Origin of the sequence: Aliidiomarina celeris (genome assembly GCF_003316875.1) — a bacterium.
Taxonomy (GTDB): Bacteria; Pseudomonadota; Gammaproteobacteria; order Enterobacterales; family Alteromonadaceae; genus Aliidiomarina; species Aliidiomarina celeris.
Genome location: NZ_QMIL01000003.1, coordinates 189164 through 206097 on the forward strand (window position 1 = coordinate 189164; position 16934 = coordinate 206097).

At 50.4% G+C, this 16934-nt stretch carries 17 protein-coding genes; 15 read left to right on the forward strand and 2 right to left on the reverse strand.

Features of this window, described 5'->3' with window-relative positions:
• The 7 genes from prfA (at nucleotide 1) to DQW12_RS08475 (ending at nucleotide 8068) form a co-directional block, all read left to right on the forward strand.
• Entirely contained in the window at nucleotides 1-1089 is a 1089-nt protein-coding gene (gene prfA / locus DQW12_RS08445; RefSeq protein WP_113907419.1) for a peptide chain release factor 1, read from the forward strand.
• A complete protein-coding gene (gene prmC / locus DQW12_RS08450) occupies nucleotides 1086-1946 on the forward strand; it encodes a peptide chain release factor N(5)-glutamine methyltransferase (RefSeq protein WP_113907420.1) in 861 nt (286 codons plus the stop codon). Before prfA ends, prmC begins: the two co-directional genes overlap by 4 nt.
• A 145-nt stretch (nucleotides 1947-2091) precedes the next feature.
• The gene (locus DQW12_RS08455; RefSeq protein ID WP_113907421.1) at nucleotides 2092-3591 is read left to right on the forward strand and encodes a response regulator; all 1500 of its coding nucleotides are present in this window, start codon (nucleotides 2092-2094) and stop codon (nucleotides 3589-3591) included.
• Between the two features lie 91 nt (nucleotides 3592-3682).
• Nucleotides 3683-4078 carry a SirB2 family protein gene (locus DQW12_RS08460; protein WP_113907422.1) on the forward strand — a complete coding sequence of 132 codons (396 nt, stop codon included), beginning with the start codon at nucleotides 3683-3685 and terminating at the stop codon, nucleotides 4076-4078.
• Nucleotides 4079-4093: 15 nt separating this feature from the next.
• Nucleotides 4094-4939 carry a 3-deoxy-8-phosphooctulonate synthase gene (kdsA, locus tag DQW12_RS08465; protein WP_113907423.1) on the forward strand — a complete coding sequence of 282 codons (846 nt, stop codon included), beginning with the start codon at nucleotides 4094-4096 and terminating at the stop codon, nucleotides 4937-4939.
• A 108-nt stretch (nucleotides 4940-5047) separates the two neighbouring features.
• A complete protein-coding gene (locus tag DQW12_RS08470; RefSeq protein ID WP_113907424.1) occupies nucleotides 5048-5722 on the forward strand; it encodes a TetR/AcrR family transcriptional regulator in 675 nt (224 codons plus the stop codon).
• A 33-nt stretch (nucleotides 5723-5755) separates the two neighbouring features.
• On the forward strand, nucleotides 5756-8068 hold the full coding sequence (locus DQW12_RS08475; protein WP_113907425.1) for an acyl-CoA dehydrogenase: 2313 nt from the start codon (nucleotides 5756-5758) through the stop codon (nucleotides 8066-8068).
• Between the two features lie 66 nt (nucleotides 8069-8134).
• On the opposite strand, the gene DQW12_RS08480 is transcribed toward DQW12_RS08475, so the two are convergent.
• Nucleotides 8135-9454, reverse strand: a complete 1320-nt coding sequence (locus DQW12_RS08480; RefSeq protein WP_113907426.1) for a S41 family peptidase — start codon at nucleotides 9452-9454, stop codon at nucleotides 8135-8137.
• 87 nt (nucleotides 9455-9541) lie between these two features.
• Here DQW12_RS08480 and nagZ point away from each other — a divergent pair, with 87 nt between their 5' ends.
• Nucleotides 9542-10528 (forward strand): beta-N-acetylhexosaminidase, encoded by a 987-nt coding sequence (nagZ, locus tag DQW12_RS08485; RefSeq protein ID WP_113907427.1) that lies wholly within the window; start codon nucleotides 9542-9544, stop codon nucleotides 10526-10528.
• Here the strand turns inward: nagZ and queC are convergent.
• Nucleotides 10519-11193 (reverse strand): 7-cyano-7-deazaguanine synthase QueC, encoded by a 675-nt coding sequence (queC, locus tag DQW12_RS08490; RefSeq protein WP_113907428.1) that lies wholly within the window; start codon nucleotides 11191-11193, stop codon nucleotides 10519-10521. The two genes, nagZ and queC, sit on opposite strands and share 10 nt — an antisense overlap.
• 157 nt (nucleotides 11194-11350) lie before the next feature.
• Here queC and queE point away from each other — a divergent pair, with 157 nt between their 5' ends.
• The 7 genes from queE to DQW12_RS08525 all read left to right on the forward strand — a co-directional run bounded on the left by queE (nucleotide 11351) and on the right by DQW12_RS08525 (nucleotide 16934).
• On the forward strand, nucleotides 11351-12043 hold the full coding sequence (gene queE / locus DQW12_RS08495) for a 7-carboxy-7-deazaguanine synthase QueE (RefSeq protein WP_113907429.1): 693 nt from the start codon (nucleotides 11351-11353) through the stop codon (nucleotides 12041-12043).
• A gap of 94 nt (nucleotides 12044-12137) precedes the next feature.
• Nucleotides 12138-12404, forward strand: a complete 267-nt coding sequence (locus DQW12_RS08500) for a Flp family type IVb pilin (RefSeq protein ID WP_113907430.1) — start codon at nucleotides 12138-12140, stop codon at nucleotides 12402-12404.
• A 34-nt stretch (nucleotides 12405-12438) separates the two neighbouring features.
• Nucleotides 12439-13647, forward strand: a complete 1209-nt coding sequence (locus DQW12_RS08505; protein ID WP_113907431.1) for a hypothetical protein — start codon at nucleotides 12439-12441, stop codon at nucleotides 13645-13647.
• Complete coding sequence (locus tag DQW12_RS08510) at nucleotides 13647-14315, forward strand: hypothetical protein (protein ID WP_113907432.1); 669 nt, start codon at nucleotides 13647-13649, stop codon at nucleotides 14313-14315. The genes DQW12_RS08505 and DQW12_RS08510 overlap by 1 nt, the downstream gene beginning before the upstream one ends.
• On the forward strand, nucleotides 14308-14838 hold the full coding sequence (locus DQW12_RS08515; RefSeq protein ID WP_113907433.1) for a hypothetical protein: 531 nt from the start codon (nucleotides 14308-14310) through the stop codon (nucleotides 14836-14838). The genes DQW12_RS08510 and DQW12_RS08515 overlap by 8 nt, the downstream gene beginning before the upstream one ends.
• A 25-nt stretch (nucleotides 14839-14863) precedes the next feature.
• Nucleotides 14864-15574: a Flp pilus assembly protein CpaB gene (gene cpaB / locus DQW12_RS08520; RefSeq protein WP_113907434.1), complete on the forward strand. Its 711-nt coding sequence runs from the start codon at nucleotides 14864-14866 to the stop codon at nucleotides 15572-15574.
• Nucleotides 15575-15632: 58 nt separating this feature from the next.
• The gene (locus DQW12_RS08525; RefSeq protein WP_113907435.1) at nucleotides 15633-16934 is read left to right on the forward strand and encodes a secretin GspD/PilQ domain-containing protein; all 1302 of its coding nucleotides are present in this window, start codon (nucleotides 15633-15635) and stop codon (nucleotides 16932-16934) included.

Consider the following 16934-nt stretch of genomic DNA (forward strand, 5'->3'; position numbering starts at 1 on the left):
ATGTTAAAAGCTTCTTTAGTTCACAAGTTAGAATCGCTCCAAGAACGCTATGAAGAACTGCAGGTATTGCTTGGTTCTCCGGAAATTATTAGTAAGCAAGACCAGTTTCGTGCCATGTCGCGGGAGTATTCTCAATTAGAAGAAACCGTAAAATGTTTCCACGCTTGGCAACAAGCGGTGCAAGACGAGCAAACCGCGCAAGAAATGTTGGCAGATCCTGAACTGAAAGAGATGGCTGAAGAAGAAATTGAGGCGGCTAAAGCAGCACAAGAACAGCTTAGTGCCGACTTACAAATTCTGTTGCTGCCGCGCGATCCGAATGACTCGCACCCATGCTATTTGGAAATACGAGCTGGCGCAGGGGGCGACGAGGCCGCTATTTTTGCCGGCGATTTATTCCGCATGTACAGCCGCTATGCAGAGCAAAATGGTTGGCGCGTGAGTTTAATTAGCTGTAACGAAGGTGAGCACGGCGGATTTAAAGAAGTGATTGCTCATTTAGCGGGTGACGGTGCTTATGGCCGCATGAAGTTCGAGTCGGGTGGTCACCGTGTGCAACGTGTGCCGGAAACCGAATCGCAAGGGCGTATTCATACTTCGGCCTGCACCGTTGCGGTGTTGCCTGAAATTCCAGAAGCAGAAGCCATTCAAATCAATCCCGCCGACCTTCGAATTGACACCTTTCGTGCGTCGGGTGCCGGTGGGCAGCACGTTAACCGTACCGACTCCGCTGTACGATTAACGCACATTCCAACGGGTGTAGTGGTGGAATGCCAAGAAGAGCGCTCGCAACACAAGAATAAAGCGAAAGCCATGTCGGTGCTTGCTTCGCGATTGCAAGCGGCAGAAGACGCAAAACGCGCTGCAGAAGAGCAGTCGACACGGCGAAACTTAGTGGGCAGCGGCGACCGCTCCGAACGTATTCGTACTTACAATTATCCGCAAGGTCGAGTGACCGATCACCGTATCAACCTTACGCTCTATCGGCTCGATGAAGTGCTAGAAGGAAGCCTGAATTTAATTCTCGATGCAATTATGCAGGAACATCAGGCCGACCTGCTTGCCTCGCTTTCAGAAGGCGGAGAATGACTGTAGGCCTGCTCACAATAGCAGATGCGCTGCAATGGGCGCGGGCTGAATTGAGCCACTCCGACAGCTCGGAGCTAGACGCACAGTTGTTACTGATGAAGGTACTCGACTGCGCTCGAAGCTATTTATATACATGGCCAGAGCAGCGATTGTTAGAACACCAACAGCAAGCATTTCAAGAGCTGGTGAGCGCGCGCAAAGAGGGCACTCCAGTTGCGCACTTGCTCGGGTTTCGTGAGTTTTGGTCATTAGAGCTTGAGGTAAATGGTTCAACACTGATTCCACGCCCCGACACCGAAGTATTGGTGGAGCACTGCTTACAGTTGGCCTTGCCCGCCAACGCCGACGTACTTGAGCTGGGCACCGGAACCGGCGCTATTGCGTTAGCCTTGGCGGTTGAACGACCGAATTGGCAAATTACCGCTGCAGACATTGCTACCGACGCGGTGGCGCTTGCACGACGAAATGTTGAACGGGTACAAGCACTTCATGCAAGCGCGGCCAAGGTGGAAGTGGTGCAGAGCGACTGGTTTCTAAATTTAACGCCCGCTCACTATCATCTTATTGTGTCTAATCCTCCCTATATTCGCGCCGACGACCCGCATTTAAGCCAAGGCGATTTGCGTTTTGAGCCCCTACGTGCACTCGTGGCTGAAAATAATGGCTTGGCCGATATTGAGCATATTATTCGCCAAAGCCGAGAGTTTTTAGCGCACAAGGGTTGGGTGGCGTTGGAACATGGCTACGACCAAGCAAAAGAGGTTCAGCAATTGTTTCGCAATTACGGCTATGGTCGCATTCAAACGCGGCAAGATTATGGTAGGCTAGACCGCGTGACCTCAGCTCAGCTTTTATAACTAATGTAATGCTTGTGGCGGAAGGTTTGAATGTTTTTAGATGTTTTTGTTAACATCCACTTGCTAAAAACGGGTTTTCCACGGTAAGTTACGGGTTTAAACGTTATTAGCACGTTAAGTTGCTAAGAAAGGGAATCAGCGCCGAATGAATACCAAGTTTCTTTTCGCAGATGAGGCCGAACATCAACAAGAATTACCAGACGAGTTCTGGAAAATTCTAATTGTGGATGACGAGCCTGAAGTTCATGCTGTAACGAAGCTTGCGTTGAGTGATTTTCAGTTTTTAGGTAGAGGGTTAGAGTTTTATAGCGCGCATTCGGGCGCCGAAGCGAAAGAGCTGGTAAAAGCGCACCCCGACGCAGCTATAATTTTGCTCGACGTGGTAATGGAAACGGACGATGCCGGGCTTAACGTTGCGCGTTATGTACGAGAAGACTTAGGGAATCGCTACACCCGCATTATTTTGCGCACCGGCCAACCGGGCCAAGCCCCAGAGCGCACAGTGATTGTTAATTACGACATTAACGACTACAAATCAAAAACCGAATTAACAGCGCAAAAGCTATTCACCGCCGTCATGTCGAGCTTGCGCTCCTACCGCGACATTATTTCCATCGTGCACAGCCGCAATGGTCTAGAAAAAATAATAGCATCGACCAGTAATTTATTTGCCTTGCAGTCGATGGACAACTTTATAGCGGGTCTTGTACAACAGTTGAGTTGGCTCATGGGCGGCGCACGGCAAACCTTGTATGCGGCAGCAGACGAGAAAAATCGTACGGGCGAGCTAAAAATTAAAGCGGCTTACGGTGAAGACGCCGATCAACTTGCGGGGCAACCGATTAAATCGGCGCTCCCTAAGGAAGCGCTGATGGAGCTCGACAGCGTTATTCGAACCCACAGTATTTATTATGGCCATGACTTTGTTCTAGCCTACTGCCCAAGCCAATGCCGCCCGCAGGGCGCGTTGTTGTGTTTAACAGGGTTGTCGCGGCCGCTAACAGACAAAGAGCGTGAAATACTGCAGTTATTTGCAGACAACGTTCAAATTGCGTTGGATAACGTCATTTGTTTGCAAGACACCGACAAACTCTTGTCTGAATTAGTTGCGCGGTTAATGGAGCTGGAGCACGAGCATGTTGCGCTCTATCCAAACAAACAGTCGGCGTATGTAAAGTTGGTTGTGCAAATTGCGAATTTGCTCGCCTTGTCAAAAGAGAAACAGCAAAAAGCCGCAACCGCGGCGGTATTGTACGAACGTGCTGAAAAGCTTTTCTCGTTAATTGAGCAACAACCGGCCACCAAAGTGTCGCCTTGCCAACAACGTTTAGTAAGAGCTATTCGGCCGTTACAAATGGCTCAAAGCGAGCTTACCCAAGTTGCGGTGCGCGCGTTAGAAGAGCGCTTAGAGCGGTTCGACGGAATGGGGCTGCCAGCGGGTAAACAAGGAAACGAAATTGCGCTTGAGTCGCAGTTGTTTAATTTCACGCAAATGTTCTACGAGCTGGTAAAACAGGATTTAACGCTTGAAGACATTCTCGCGCGAGTAAACGCCGAACGCGGCAAACATTACGACCCAAGCTTATGTGACGTGGTGAAGCAAAATGCCCAGTCACTTTATGAGCTGGTGCTGAGCAATACTTAGCAATCGCCAACGTTGAAACACAACAATGGTTAACAATTTAAGCCAAGCCGCGTTATGATAGCGCGGCTTTCTTATTCTAAGGACAATAGCTATGTATATGATGTTTAAACACTTACACGCAACACTTGCAGTTTTAAGCATAGTGTTTTTGCTCTACCGTATTTTTGCCGGCTGGGCGAACGCAGAAAACCTCAATAAAAAGTGGTTAAAAATAGTTCCTCATGCTGTCGACGGACTGCTGGTGGTTTCTATCATTGCACTGTTGGTTAGTTCGGGTATGCATCCGTTTAGTAGCGCATTCCATACCGAAAAACTGCTTGGGTTTGTTTGCTATATCGCTTTTTCGGTGCTAGCAGTGCTGGCCATTAAAGGTCGTGTCTCCGCGAAATTGAAAACCCCATTTGCGGCATTGGCTTTGATTTCTTGGTTCTGGTTGGTGCGCGTGGCATTTTTAAAACAGCCTTTGTTATTGGCAATGGCCGGGTAAGAAGGACAGTTTTTCATGGGTATAGAACAAGTGCAGGTGGGCGCAATTGAAGTAGCGAACCACAAACCTTTTGTGTTGTTTGGTGGCATGAATGTGCTTGAATCTGAAAGCCTTGCTATGGAAATTGCCGAGGCCTACGTAACAGTAACAAAAAAGCTCGGTATTCCTTATGTGTTCAAGGCGTCGTTCGACAAAGCCAATCGCTCGTCGGTGCATTCGTATCGAGGCCCCGGTATGGCCAAGGGCATTGAAATACTGGCGGCTATTAAGGAGCGCTTCGGTGTGCCGGTTATCACCGACGTGCACGAGCCTTATCAGGCGGCGCCGGTGGCAGAAGTTGCGGATATTATTCAATTACCCGCTTTTTTGGCACGGCAAACGGACTTAGTAGTGGCTATGGCGGAAACCGGTGCGGTGGTTAATGTGAAGAAACCACAGTTTTTAGCGCCGCATGAAATGCGCCATATTATTAACAAGTTTGCTGAAGCTGGGAACGAGAAAGTGTTGCTGTGCGAGCGCGGCAGTTGCTTTGGTTACAATAACCTGGTGGTCGACATGCTCGGCATGGACGAAATGAAGAGCATGGCGCCGGTGATTTTCGACGCAACCCATGCACTACAGCGGCCAGGCGGGCGAGCGGACTCAGCGGACGGCCGCCGTGCACAAGCTGCACAGTTAGCGCGAAGTGGTATGGCTCTTGGTATTGCTGGTTTATTTATTGAGGCTCACCCAAACCCTGATGAAGCGTTATGCGACGGCCCTTGTGCCTTGCCGCTGGCGAAATTAGAAGGGTATTTGCAACAAATGAAAGCGGTCGACGATTTGGTAAAGCAATTCCCGCCATTGGATACGTCGAATTAAGCACGCTTTCTCCGTTGTAGTTCATAGCGCCCTCAGGTAAAGTGAGAAACAGAAATTAAACAGCTGTTTTAAACGTAACTCCAAAGTGGAGGGTTACCCAAGGGCGTTATGAAAAAGTCTGCACAAACACGCGAACATATTTTACAAGCCGCAGAAAAACTTTTTTCTGAGTTTGGCTTTGACGGCACCTCGTTGCGTGAAATTACCCACGAAGCTGGGGTAAATCTCGCCTCGGTAAACTATCATTTCGGTTCCAAAAAAGGCCTGATTCAAGCGGTTATGGAGCGTTACCAACGCGTATTCATGCCTGCACTGCAAGAGGAGCTTGAATTTAGAGTTGCTCGCGGCGGTATTTCAACCGAGTCTCTATTGAGTTGTTTCGTGCGCCCTTTAACGGCTTTAGAAGACGTAAGAGCCGATGGGGCAGAAGTGTATTTAAAGCTACTCGGCTTTGCGTACAGTGAAATACAGGGGCATTTGCGCCGCTTCACCATGAATAGGTTCGGCAGTGTCATTCAAGATGTGTTTCGACTTTTTGTACAGGCCAACCCACATTTAACTGCCGAGACCTTGTTTTGGCGACTACACTTTGCATTAGGTACCGTGCTTTTCGCCCAAGTGTCGGCAAAAGCCTTGAGTGAAATAGCTCGCGCGGATTTTTCTGATCCCACACCGGAGAATTTAATGATGCAACGTCTTTTACCCTATATTGCCGCGGGTATTTCTGCCCCCGAAATGTCTTTACCAGAAACCTCTATGCACAAGTCTGAAGCGCTTTCATAAGGTTAGCTTGCTGTTTACATTGGAGTTTAAACTATGTCCATTCTATTCATATTAATTGTCGCCTTGCTTATCGTGTTTGGCGTGCCCGACGTGCGCCGCAGCCTTATTTCGCGGCCAGCGTTTAAGTTCTTTAAACGCGTGCTGCCGCCTATGTCTACCACCGAGCGCGAAGCCATGGAAGCAGGTGACATTTGGTGGGACGGCGAACTCTTTTCCGGTCGGCCAAATTGGTCTCAACTACTCGACACCCAAGCGCCGACCTTCACACGAGACGAACAGTCGTTTATCGATAACCAGCTCGAAACCTTATTGGCCATGCTCAACGACTTCAATATTTCCGTGCACACTCGAGACCTGCCCGAGGATGTATGGAACTATATGAAAAAAGAAGGCTTTTTTGCCATGATCATTGGCAAAGAGTTCGGCGGGCTAGACTTTTCTGCGGCGGCCAATTCACACATTGTTGCTCGCATTGCAACGCGTTCCTTGAGCGCTGCCGTAACAGTAATGGTGCCAAACTCCCTCGGCCCAGGTGAGCTGCTTACTCATTATGGTACAGACGCGCAAAAGCAACGTTGGTTACCTGCGTTGGCAAAGGGTGAAGAGCTGCCATGTTTTGCCTTAACCAGCCCAGAAGCGGGCTCCGACGCTGGCGGCATTCCCGACACCGGTATTGTGTGTAAGGGTGAATTCGACGGCGAAGAAGTGATTGGTATTCGGCTGAATTGGGACAAGCGCTACATTACCTTAGCGCCGGTGGCAACCGTACTTGGCCTTGCCTTTAAAATGTATGACCCCGAGGGGCTATTGGGAGGCAAAGAAGAGATTGGCATTACCTGTGCGCTTATCCCAACCTCCCACAGCGGGGTAGTGATTGGCGACCGTCACATGCCTCTCGCGCAAGCCTTCATGAACGGTACCACGTCGGGTAAAGACGTGTTTATTCCCCTCGACTGGATTATTGGTGGCGTAGATTACGCAGGCAAAGGTTGGCGTATGCTCGTGGAGTGTTTGTCAGCCGGTCGTGGTATTTCACTGCCCGCGCTGGCAACCGCGTCTGGCCATATTGCGGAGCGCATGACCGGAGCCTACGCCTTTGTACGGCAACAATTTGGCATGCCCATTGGTTTGTTTGAAGGGGTACAGTCGGCCATGGGTCGTATTGGCGGCTTGAACTATAGCCTTGAGTCGATGCGCCGGCTTACCGTAACGGCTCTGGTGGAAGGCTATAGCCCGTCGGTGATTACTGCTATGACCAAATACCACATGACCGAAATGGGGCGTACCGTTATTAACGATGCGCTCGACGTGCATGCTGGCAAAGGTATTCAAATGGGGCCGCTGAATTATTTGGCCAATGCGTATATGGGCGTGCCGATTTCGATTACGGTTGAGGGCGCGAACATTCTAACCCGTAACCTGATGATTTTTGGTCAGGGCGCAACCCGTTGCCACCCTTATGTATTAAAGGAAATGGAAGCGGCTGCTAACCCAGACGAAGAGCAAGGTTTGAAAGATTTCGATGGCTTGTTGTTAAAGCATATTGGTTTTGCAGCGAGTAATACCTTCGCCAGCCTGTGGCATGGCTTAACCGGCGCGCATTTTGCGCGTTCACCCGTAAGTGGTGAAATTGTGCGCTATTACCAACATGTGAGCCGCATGAGTCGTGCGCTAGCGCTGTGTGCAGACGTGTCGATGCTTACCCTTGGCGGCGACTTAAAGCGCCGCGAAATGATTTCTGCCCGGCTTGGTGACGTTTTATCGCATTTGTATATGGCCTCTGCGGTGTTGAAACGCTTTGAAGACGAAGGGCGTTTGGCCTTTGAGCTTCCGTTTGTGCGCTATGCCCTTGATCATCATTTATACGAAGTGGGCCGAGCGTTTCAAGGCTTCTTTGAAAACTTCCCTGCGCGTGCGGTTGGGCCCGTGCTTAAAGCGCTGACCTTCCCCCTAGGCATTCGCTACCGCGCACCGAAAGACAACGACGCACGGGCAATTGCAAAGGCCATGATGAAACCAGGCCGGCTTCGCGATGCACACACCTTTTTGTGTTATTACAAAGAAGAGCCGACCGATACAACAGGCCACATGGAGTCGGCGTTCCAGCTTATGCATGAGTTGCAACCAGTGTACAAGAACTTACGCAAAGCTGAAAAGCGTGGCGACCTCGACAGCAATTTGTCGGGCGACGCTTGGGTAGAGGCGGCGGTCGCTGCCGGTATTGTCGACCAAGAGCAAGAAGAGGTATTAAAGCTTGCCGAATCGTTGCGCCAACGCGCCATAGCAGTGGACAGCTTTGCCTTTGATAACTTCAAAACGGGCGAATTTGAAAGCCGAGTTTCCTGAACTCGAAAATTTATAAAAAAGGCGAAGCTGAGTGCTTCGCCTTTTTGGTTTTAATTACAATGTGAATTAGTGTTCTTTACGGAACTTGTCGATAACTGGGTTACCCGTTGCAACTGAACGGCTGGTCGCCCGCGACAAAGCGGCAACACCGTCGGCAGCGCATTGGCCTGTTTGAATATGGGTATAAGCGGTCGCTAACAATGGATCTGCGTTATCGCCCCAGTCTGCAACAATAGTATCGCTCGCCGCACAGTTCACGGGTAAACCGTCAAAATAATCGCCGAAACCGTCGGCGTTTAACGTTTGAAAGTTAATCGAGTAGAGAATTTCGTCGCAGAACTGGCGTGGGCTTTGTCCTACTGGTTTGCCGCACGTGGGTTCTCCAATGGTAATCACCTCTACGAAGGGGCTTAAACTATTAATCACTAACTCCGACGACGAGCAACTTGCGCCGGTTGTGAGCACATAAACTCGGTCTAAGTTGAGCCGGGTGATGCCGGCGCCGAGATTAAATGGCACAGAGTTAGACTGGTAGTTGCTGTTGTATTGGTAGGTCACAAAGGTTTGATTTTGCACCTCGTGCCAGGCTACTTGCGAAGCTAACTGGTTCGCTACCCGAATTAAACCGCCGCCGTTGTAGCGTAAATCAACCACCAGCTCGTCGACTCCGTCGAGTTGGTCGAATGCACGGTTTAAATCTGCCTCAGAGCGGTTAATAAAGGTGTCGAACACAAAATATCCAACCTCGCTGCCATTTACGCTTTGGCGCTGAGTGTGCATTACTGTATTGGTTTCTACTTCGCGTTTGGTAATGGTTGCAGAGCTAATAACGCCGTTCGGGTCACGCCATTGTAAGTCAACGGAAACGCCTTCTTCATTAGGCCCAAAAATATCGTCAATGGTTGCTGAGCCTGCTTCAATACGGCTGTACCATTCGGCCATAGCCACGCCGTTCGCTTCAATAATTTGGTCGCCGCGGCTCAAGCCCACTTCAGCGGCTGGTGAGTCTTCGTAAACATAACGAATTTGCATCACGCCTAAGTCGGGGCGATCTTGGCGTGACAAGCCATAGCCAAAAAATACCGCATTTACATAGCGGTCGAGGTATTCTTGTTCAGTGAGTAAAAACGAAAAGCGGTCGCGCGGGCTGCGCATTGCATTGAGCAGGTCGTTAAGGCTGGCGTAGCTTCGGGGCTGAATACCGCTCGGAATTTCGTCGTTCCAAAGGTAGTCGGACTGCATAAAGTTAAACATGTTCACGTTCTTTGCTTGTTGTGAACATTGGCTTGCGCCCACATCTACGGTGGGAAGTTGCGGTAAATCTTCTGTGCTACAACCGGCTATTAGTAAACTCAGCGCACTTAAAGGCAGTATTTTTCGTTTCATACGGTTCTACTCTCAACAACTTATCAGTAACATAATGAGTGAGCCCACGCGATTATTCAAGTAGTTAACAGGAGCATTACATTCCCCATGAGTGGATTAATCATTGATTTTGAAGGTTTAGAACTAACCAATGCTGACCGAGAAGTGCTCCAGAACGAAAATGTTGTTGGCTGTATTCTTTTTACTCGGAATTACCGCGATCATGATCAACTGCGAGCGTTAGTAAAGAGTATTCGCGAAGCGGTGCAGCGGCCTTTTCTTATTTCCGTAGACCATGAAGGCGGGCATGTTCAACGTTTTCGTGACGGTTTTTCCGCCATTCCAGCCATGGTGCGTATTTTTGAGCGCAACGGCGAGTTGTCAGCTGCAAGCGCTGAGGCCGAGCAGCTCGGCTTCCTTATGGCGGCGGAATTACGTGAATTCGACATCGACTTAAGTTATGCGCCAGTTCTCGATGTGCTTGGGCCCAGTACCGTAATTGGAGACCGTGCTTTTGCCGCTGAGCCAGAGCGAATTATTGCACTCGCCAAAGCATTTATTGCCGGTATGGCGAGGGCGGGCATGCGCTGTGTGGGCAAACACTTCCCAGGCCACGGTACGGTGGTGGCCGACTCGCACATTGATATTCCCACAGACGAGCGCAGTTTTGCGGAAATTGAAAATCACGATTTACTGCCCTTTCAAGCGCTGGCCGATAAGCTCGACGCTATTATGCCGGCACATGTGGTTTATCCTGCGGTAGATGCCTTACCCGCGGGCTTTTCACCTTTTTGGTTACAGCGCGTGTTGCGCGAACAACTTTCGTATCATGGGGTGATTATTAGCGACGACTTGCTTATGGAAGGCGCACGCGTTGTTGGCGACGTGCCGGCACGCGCGCGCGCAGCCTTTGCTGCGGGTGGCGAGCTTTTGTTGGTGTGTAACAATAGGGTTGCTGTTAATGAGCTTTTAGCCGACCTTCATGTGCCGCAGAATGCGCGAGGAAATGTTGTTGAGCGTTTGCTCGGTCTACCTTTTACGGCAACAGAACAAGACTGGCAGAACGCTCGCGCGGTGCTCGCGCTCTATTCGTAGGGCAGTGGGTCTTGGGCGTGGTGCGCGGCAAAAGCGGCTAACCGCTCGCGACAAGCGCTGCAACGGCCACAGGCTTTTTCACGGCCGTTGTAGCAGGTCCAGGTGTCTGCATAGTTAAGGTTCATCGCCAAACCTTCGGCGAGAATTTCGCTTTTGCTGGCGTGTAAAAACGGCGAAACCACAGCAATAGGTTCGTAGTTTGCAATTAAACTCACGGCATTCATCTTGTCGACAAATTCGGGGCGGCAGTCCGGATAAATAGCATGATCGCCCGAATGCGCGCCGTACCACACTTCACCAGCGCCACGCGAAGCGGCAAAACCAATAGCCAGCGACAGTAGAATCATGTTGCGGTTTGGAACTACGGTTGCCTTCATGTTCGCTTCTGCGTAGTCTGCGTCTGGCACCTCAATTGCGTCGGTGAGGGCAGAACCCGCTAGCAATTGGTTAATGGCAGTAATGTCGACAACTTTGTGCTCAACACCAAGGGCTTGGCAAACCCGCGCTGCGTAATCGAGCTCTTTTTTATGGCGTTGGCCGTAATTAAAGCTCAGTGCAGCTACGGTTAAGCCTTGCGCTATTGCTTTATGCAGAACGGTAAATGAGTCCATGCCGCCAGAGTAAATCACTACAGCGTCGATTTTCGTGGTGTTGTTTTGCGCCATGTTCTGCATCTCCTGTATACTTGAACCCTTAATTTTAGCGAACTTTGCCCACATACAGAAGTATTGTTGTTCGGTAAACCAACCACGGCAAAGGCTTTTCGTTAGGCCATGCACGATTTAAAATATCCCTTGTATTTGAATTACAGTAAGGAGCTTCATGTCAACGCCTATTGTTAGTGCTGCATTGCCCGTGAATGAACTGTTCGAAACCATTCAGGGTGAGGGCGTATTTACCGGCGCGCCCGCTATTTTTCTTCGCCTGCAAGGCTGTCCCGTGGGGTGTCCGTGGTGTGATACCCAACACACTTGGCATAAAAACGATAGCGAACAGCTGAATGCCAGCGATGTATTAGTGAAAACTTCAGCGTCAGCGGGTTGGGCGTCGATGACCCCAGCGCAAATACTCACCACCATTCAAAAAAACGGTTGGAAGGCAAAACACGTTGTAATTACCGGCGGTGAACCCTGTATGTACGATCTGCTTGAACTCACCAGTTTATTGCAACGTGCGGGTTACCAAACCCAAATTGAAACCAGCGGCACCTTTGCTGTGTATGTACATGCCGACACCTGGGTTACTGTAAGCCCGAAAATAGACATGCCGGGCGGTTCCGAAATATTGGCGCAAGCCATGCAACGTGCGAATGAAATTAAACACCCTATAGCCATGCAAAAGCACATTGACGAGCTCGACCAGTTGTTGGCTGAGCACAAGTTGCAAGCGAACGTCGTTATTGCCTTGCAGCCTATCAGCCAAAAGCCACGAGCAACGGAACTTGCCATCGAAACCTGCCGCGCGCGGAATTGGCGGCTTTCGGTGCAACTGCATAAATACTTGTCAATCGATTAAATTCAACAGCAAAACTCGCCTTCTTAAAGCCTTCTTGCTAAACCTGTAAAGCACTCGTTGTGAGTGTATTCAGAGCAAATGCAAGGAGGCTTTTATGCATACTCGTCAACGCAATCATTGTCGAGGCCAGGGAATGACAGAGTACATTGTCATTCTCGCACTAGTGGTAGTGTCGGCCATTGGGGTGTACTCGTTGTTTGGTAAAACCGTTCGTAACCAAGTGGCCGGTGTCGCTCAAGAAATTTCTGGCCGTTCGGCAGAAGACCAAATTAAAAATGCAGAAAACGCGGCGCAAAGTGCAAGTAGTAAAGCCAATGCCGATTACGGCTTAGGCGAATACGACGAAGCAAACGGCGGTTAACCGCACCCTCAGTGCTGCTATTCAAGGACGAAACATGAAACTCCATGCACGCCAACGCGGCTATATCTTGGTACTTGCAAGTTTTTTGCTGGCCGGTATTTTGCTCGGTAGCTTGTCTGTTGTGCGCTTGGCTCAGCAAAGCCAAGATCAACTTCATGTGCAGCATGTTGCAGATCACGCGGCGCAGGCGCTCGCCACCATTGCGGCGCGTGATCTGAATTTTAAAGCCATTACCAATCGAGCAATGTTGGCTAATGAAATCGCGATTGGTCAGCTATTAGGCATTAATTCTTGGTTCATGATGACCCAACAGGCTACACAGAATATAGCCCTGCTTACTTCGTGGGTTCCCTACTTGAATGCCATTACTAAAGCCATGAACCAGGTTGTAAAGCAAGCTGAGAAAACCCTCAGTACCGGTATTGAAGCGGCGGTATTGGCACAGCAAACTATGCTGAAAGGGTTGGAGGCGGCGCAAGTTGCCTTTCACCAGGCAAGCTGGACCAGTTCCTTGTTTACCGTGACCGACCTTGTTGAAGCCAGTCATCCGGATTACGAGGTGGCGTTACTGAATCACCAAACCTTATTGGACCTTAATCATCTATGGCTTAAGTTCCAAACCCGAAGCTCGAATAAAAAGCAACAAGCACAATATGCCGACTTAGCGTCAGAGAGTCGCGATCCGTTCAGCTATAAGCGTACTTACCGTTGGTTTAAAGCATTCAATTTAAGGGTGAATAAAGGCGGCGGCAGTGAAATTTCAGAGCGTTCAGGGCAAGTGGTTTGGCAGGCTATCGATACCATGTCCATTCATGTGAACACCCTTTTTGGGGTAGACGAAGTGCGCTTTGCGGGTGGTGCCTATTATCTTCGTCAGCGTTTACCGCTGCGCAATAAGAACAACGACTATGGGCAAAGCTACCGAGTGAACCCTAAAGCTTCGCGCAATGCTGCCCGTCGCGCTCGACAAATACGCCACCGCCACCGGGTGCCCTATCAATACCTCCTCAACGACGCCGAGAAGTATCCGTCAGTTACGCTAGTGGTTCGGCGTCCGGAAACCGATGAGCAACCGATGATCTGGGGTGTGGGGCGGGCGAAAATAACCTTTAAGCGCGACAACAGCTACTGGCCGCGTGGCGACCTTATGCGCGAGCGAAAGAACCTATTTAATGCGCTTTGGCGTGTGCAGCCGAGCAGTGTTAATGAATTGGAGCGGCAACTCATAGGAGCGCAAGTGTAATGAAGCAATCTTGCAGCATTCAATCATGCAGAAAAGGGAAGGGGCAGGCTTTGGTAGAGCTCGCGCTTGCACTTTCGGTAGTTGGATTGGTGGTGTTGCTGGCGCTGCCAAATTTTCATCAGCGCTTAACCGAGCGCGCCAGAGCCCATGAGCAAGCACAACTTTTAATCGAGCAGGCACCGATGCGTGCTGATCGTAACTTAGCCGCACAGGATTTTGAATCCATTAGTGCGCTCTACGAATATCCAGAATGGGAAAAGCCCAACCTAGATGCGCAGCACAACGATGATTATTCCTTTGCCAAACTCATTTCACCCGTGTGGTCTGTGTTAGAGCTGCAAGGGAACTTTTCCCTACCAACTGGCAACCTTTATCAGTTGCGCGCGTATTGGCCGGGCGACAATGATCAAGAGCAAAATTGGTTTAACTATGTGCGCCTCGACAACGATTGGTCGCCACGGCGGATCGCCCACCTCAATCAGCGCCCTCGATCGCTAACACTCACCAGCTATTTGAACGATCTCGGCGTGGATTACCTACAGCAATGGGTCAGTATTCTGCCTTTTGCGCGTGAGTTTGCACCACACATGCTGGTATTAGGTCATGTCGACAATCAGCCGGTGCCAACGCCTGCATTATGCAAACCAGCGGAGTGTGGCCATGATTAGTCTAGCGGTGGCATTACTCATTACATGGCCTGACCATTTGCAGCGCGAGCAGGTGCTGCCCGAAACCGAAGTGTTGGGTTTAGCTGTTTCAAGTTGGCATGTATTAAGCGCCCAAAATGCCATGCAAGAGTGGGTAAACAGCTTGGATTGTGTTGAATTGCCCGAGATACAGCTTGGCCTTTGGCAATGTTTAGCGGCCGACCGAGTTTTAAGTTGGGATCAGTCAACCCAACCTAGCCTATGGAGTGAAAGCAAGCGGGTGATTAGCCCGAACGCAACGGTTGAGTTGGGTACAGTATCCGTTGCGGGTATGGCGGTGAAACATTGGCAGGAGCAACGGCCACTGTATCAGCTGTTTCTTTCCTACCAGCGCCAAATTGAACAAGCAAGCGGGGTCGTTATGCTCGAGCAGCGCATGGCACGTGCCTTTGTGTTGCATTGGCAAGTAGCGGAAAAGCAGCATGTTGTGGTGGGTTGGCAAGAGCGACCTGGGAGTGTGCTCATGACCCAACTCGACTTGTAGCAGCAGGAACAAGGAAAGGGAACAGATGAACATTCAGGGATGGATTAAAAGAATACCGCTTTGGTTTGTTGCGCCATTACTTTTCGGCTTAGTTGCAGCCGCTGTTACTTGGTGGTTGGTAGAACGCTATTTGGCCCAGCAAATTGCCTTGCAGCCGCGGCTACCGCCGCTTCCGGTTGAAGAGCAATTGGTGCTTGTTGCACGCAGTAACTTATCTGCTGGCGCTGAACTTACTGTCGACCAACTCGCAACGCGTTCATTAGAAGCTCGAACGCTGCCGGCCGACGCTATATTGCCAGAAGCCTTCGAGCAAGTTCAGCAACGCTTTCTCGCCTATCCTGTGCGGGCTGGAAAAGCCTTGCAATGGCTTCATTTGGTCGACGAGAGCGCTATGCAATTAAGCCAACAGTTAGCGCCGCAAATGCGCGCATTTACCGTAGCGGTACAAAACGACTGGACCCATGTGCAGCAACTGCAGGTGGGTGATCGGGTCGACTTCTATGAGCAGCGAGAGCAGCACTGGCAGCAACTTACCCCGGCTGTGGAAGTACTTCGTGTGCATACCGACTTTATTACCTTTGCGGTACCAGAGCAGCAAATTGCCTTGCTCACGGAACGTTATGAACAACAACAGTTGCGCTTTGTTGTGCAAGGGGTCGACCAAGAAGCGGCGGCAGAAAAACTGAACACCAAAGGCGTAACGCGTGTTTTTACACCCTCGAACGGGTCACTTTAACTGGGCTTCCGCTGTGGTTAAGCAGCCGGCAAAACGGACTTTGAACAAAGGACAGAACATGAACATTCGCTTACTACTGGCTACGCTAGTACTGTTGTTTTGGGCGCCATGGTTATTCGCCACCGAGCATGTGCGACTCGAAGTCGGCGAAATGTATCAAACAGAGTTGGCGTCACCCATTGCCGAACTTGTACTTTCGCATGAGCAATCAATATCTACCGAGTGGTCGGAGCAAAGGTTAGTGGTGTTTGCCAATCAACCTGGCGTTACCGAACTATTTTGGCAAACCGAAACGGGTGAACGTGCATCAATTCAGGTTTTGGTGGTACCGCCTCACCGTAACGTATTGCTCGGTTTCTTAACGTTATTTGCCCAAACGAATAGGGTTCACCAAATAGAAAGCAACGCGCAAATTTGGCTGCATGGAACCGTAAGCGCGCAAAGCTACCGCCGTTATCAGGCTCTCGCTGAGCAATTTTCAGGGCTTAATTTGAGTCAACTCGAAGTTCAGCAGCCACAACAGCAAATGCTAGAACTCGAGGTGAACGTGGTGGAAGTTCGGCGCCGGTTCTTACGAAATCACGGTTTGTCATGGTCGCCCGCGCTGGCCGGCCCAGCAGTGGGGGTGCTTTCGGACTGGCTTGGCGGCGGAAGCTTTCGCTTGATGTCAGACTTAAGCTCAGTGTGGCAGCCCGCCGCAGCTGAACTCGCCGACAGTATGAGCGCAGGCACGCGGGGCTACTTGGGTTGGCAAACCAGCCTCACGTCTACTCTCCGGTTACTCGAAGAGCGCGGCGAAGCCAATCTGCTCGCGACACCAAAGCTGAGAGTGCTTTCGGGGCAAACAACCGAGTTTTTGGCGGGAGGCGAAATACCACTTCCACAGGTCAATGCCGACGGGCAAATGCAGGTGGCTTTTCACCCCTATGGTATTCGTGTGCAGGCCACCCCTGAGTATTTAGAAAACGGCAAAATTCAGGCTCTTATTGAAGCGGAAGTGAGTAGTTTAGACGCGGCGGTGGCTGTACAAGGTATTCCGGGCCTACTCACGCGTAGAAGCGCCTCTACGGTAACCATTCAAGCTGGAGAAACCTTGGTGTTATCGGGTTTAAAAAGTCGTGAAGCACAATATCAACGCAGCGGTGTGCCAGGTGCAACAGGAACGAATAATGGATTGTTTGGCTTTCTCGGAAGCGCTACCGAGCAAGGCAGACAAGAAACCGAAATGATGGTCTTTATTACGCCAAGAGTATTAGCGGAGGAAAAGCAAAAAGCAGAACAACAACAGCAACGTAGGGAACGTCGTCAAGAGCAATTAAGAAAGGCTCCATGCCGCGGTGTGTCGGTGTCGGTGAGTTAA

Bases quoted from the DNA above. Each gene is read 5' to 3' on its own strand.
- prfA (WP_113907419.1), top strand. From the start codon at position 1: ATGTTAAAAGCTTCTTTAGTTCACAAGTTAGAATCGCTCCAAGAACGC.
- prmC (WP_113907420.1), top strand. From the start codon at position 1,086: ATGACTGTAGGCCTGCTCACAATAGCAGATGCGCTGCAATGGGCGCGG.
- DQW12_RS08455 (WP_113907421.1), top strand. From the start codon at position 2,092: ATGAATACCAAGTTTCTTTTCGCAGATGAGGCCGAACATCAACAAGAA.
- DQW12_RS08460 (WP_113907422.1), top strand. From the start codon at position 3,683: ATGTATATGATGTTTAAACACTTACACGCAACACTTGCAGTTTTAAGC.
- kdsA (WP_113907423.1), top strand. From the start codon at position 4,094: ATGGGTATAGAACAAGTGCAGGTGGGCGCAATTGAAGTAGCGAACCAC.
- DQW12_RS08470 (WP_113907424.1), top strand. From the start codon at position 5,048: ATGAAAAAGTCTGCACAAACACGCGAACATATTTTACAAGCCGCAGAA.
- DQW12_RS08475 (WP_113907425.1), top strand. From the start codon at position 5,756: ATGTCCATTCTATTCATATTAATTGTCGCCTTGCTTATCGTGTTTGGC.
- DQW12_RS08480 (WP_113907426.1), bottom strand. From the start codon at position 9,454: ATGAAACGAAAAATACTGCCTTTAAGTGCGCTGAGTTTACTAATAGCC.
- nagZ (WP_113907427.1), top strand. From the start codon at position 9,542: ATGAGTGGATTAATCATTGATTTTGAAGGTTTAGAACTAACCAATGCT.
- queC (WP_113907428.1), bottom strand. From the start codon at position 11,193: ATGGCGCAAAACAACACCACGAAAATCGACGCTGTAGTGATTTACTCT.
- queE (WP_113907429.1), top strand. From the start codon at position 11,351: ATGTCAACGCCTATTGTTAGTGCTGCATTGCCCGTGAATGAACTGTTC.
- DQW12_RS08500 (WP_113907430.1), top strand. From the start codon at position 12,138: ATGCATACTCGTCAACGCAATCATTGTCGAGGCCAGGGAATGACAGAG.
- DQW12_RS08505 (WP_113907431.1), top strand. From the start codon at position 12,439: ATGAAACTCCATGCACGCCAACGCGGCTATATCTTGGTACTTGCAAGT.
- DQW12_RS08510 (WP_113907432.1), top strand. From the start codon at position 13,647: ATGAAGCAATCTTGCAGCATTCAATCATGCAGAAAAGGGAAGGGGCAG.
- DQW12_RS08515 (WP_113907433.1), top strand. From the start codon at position 14,308: ATGATTAGTCTAGCGGTGGCATTACTCATTACATGGCCTGACCATTTG.
- cpaB (WP_113907434.1), top strand. From the start codon at position 14,864: ATGAACATTCAGGGATGGATTAAAAGAATACCGCTTTGGTTTGTTGCG.
- DQW12_RS08525 (WP_113907435.1), top strand. From the start codon at position 15,633: ATGAACATTCGCTTACTACTGGCTACGCTAGTACTGTTGTTTTGGGCG.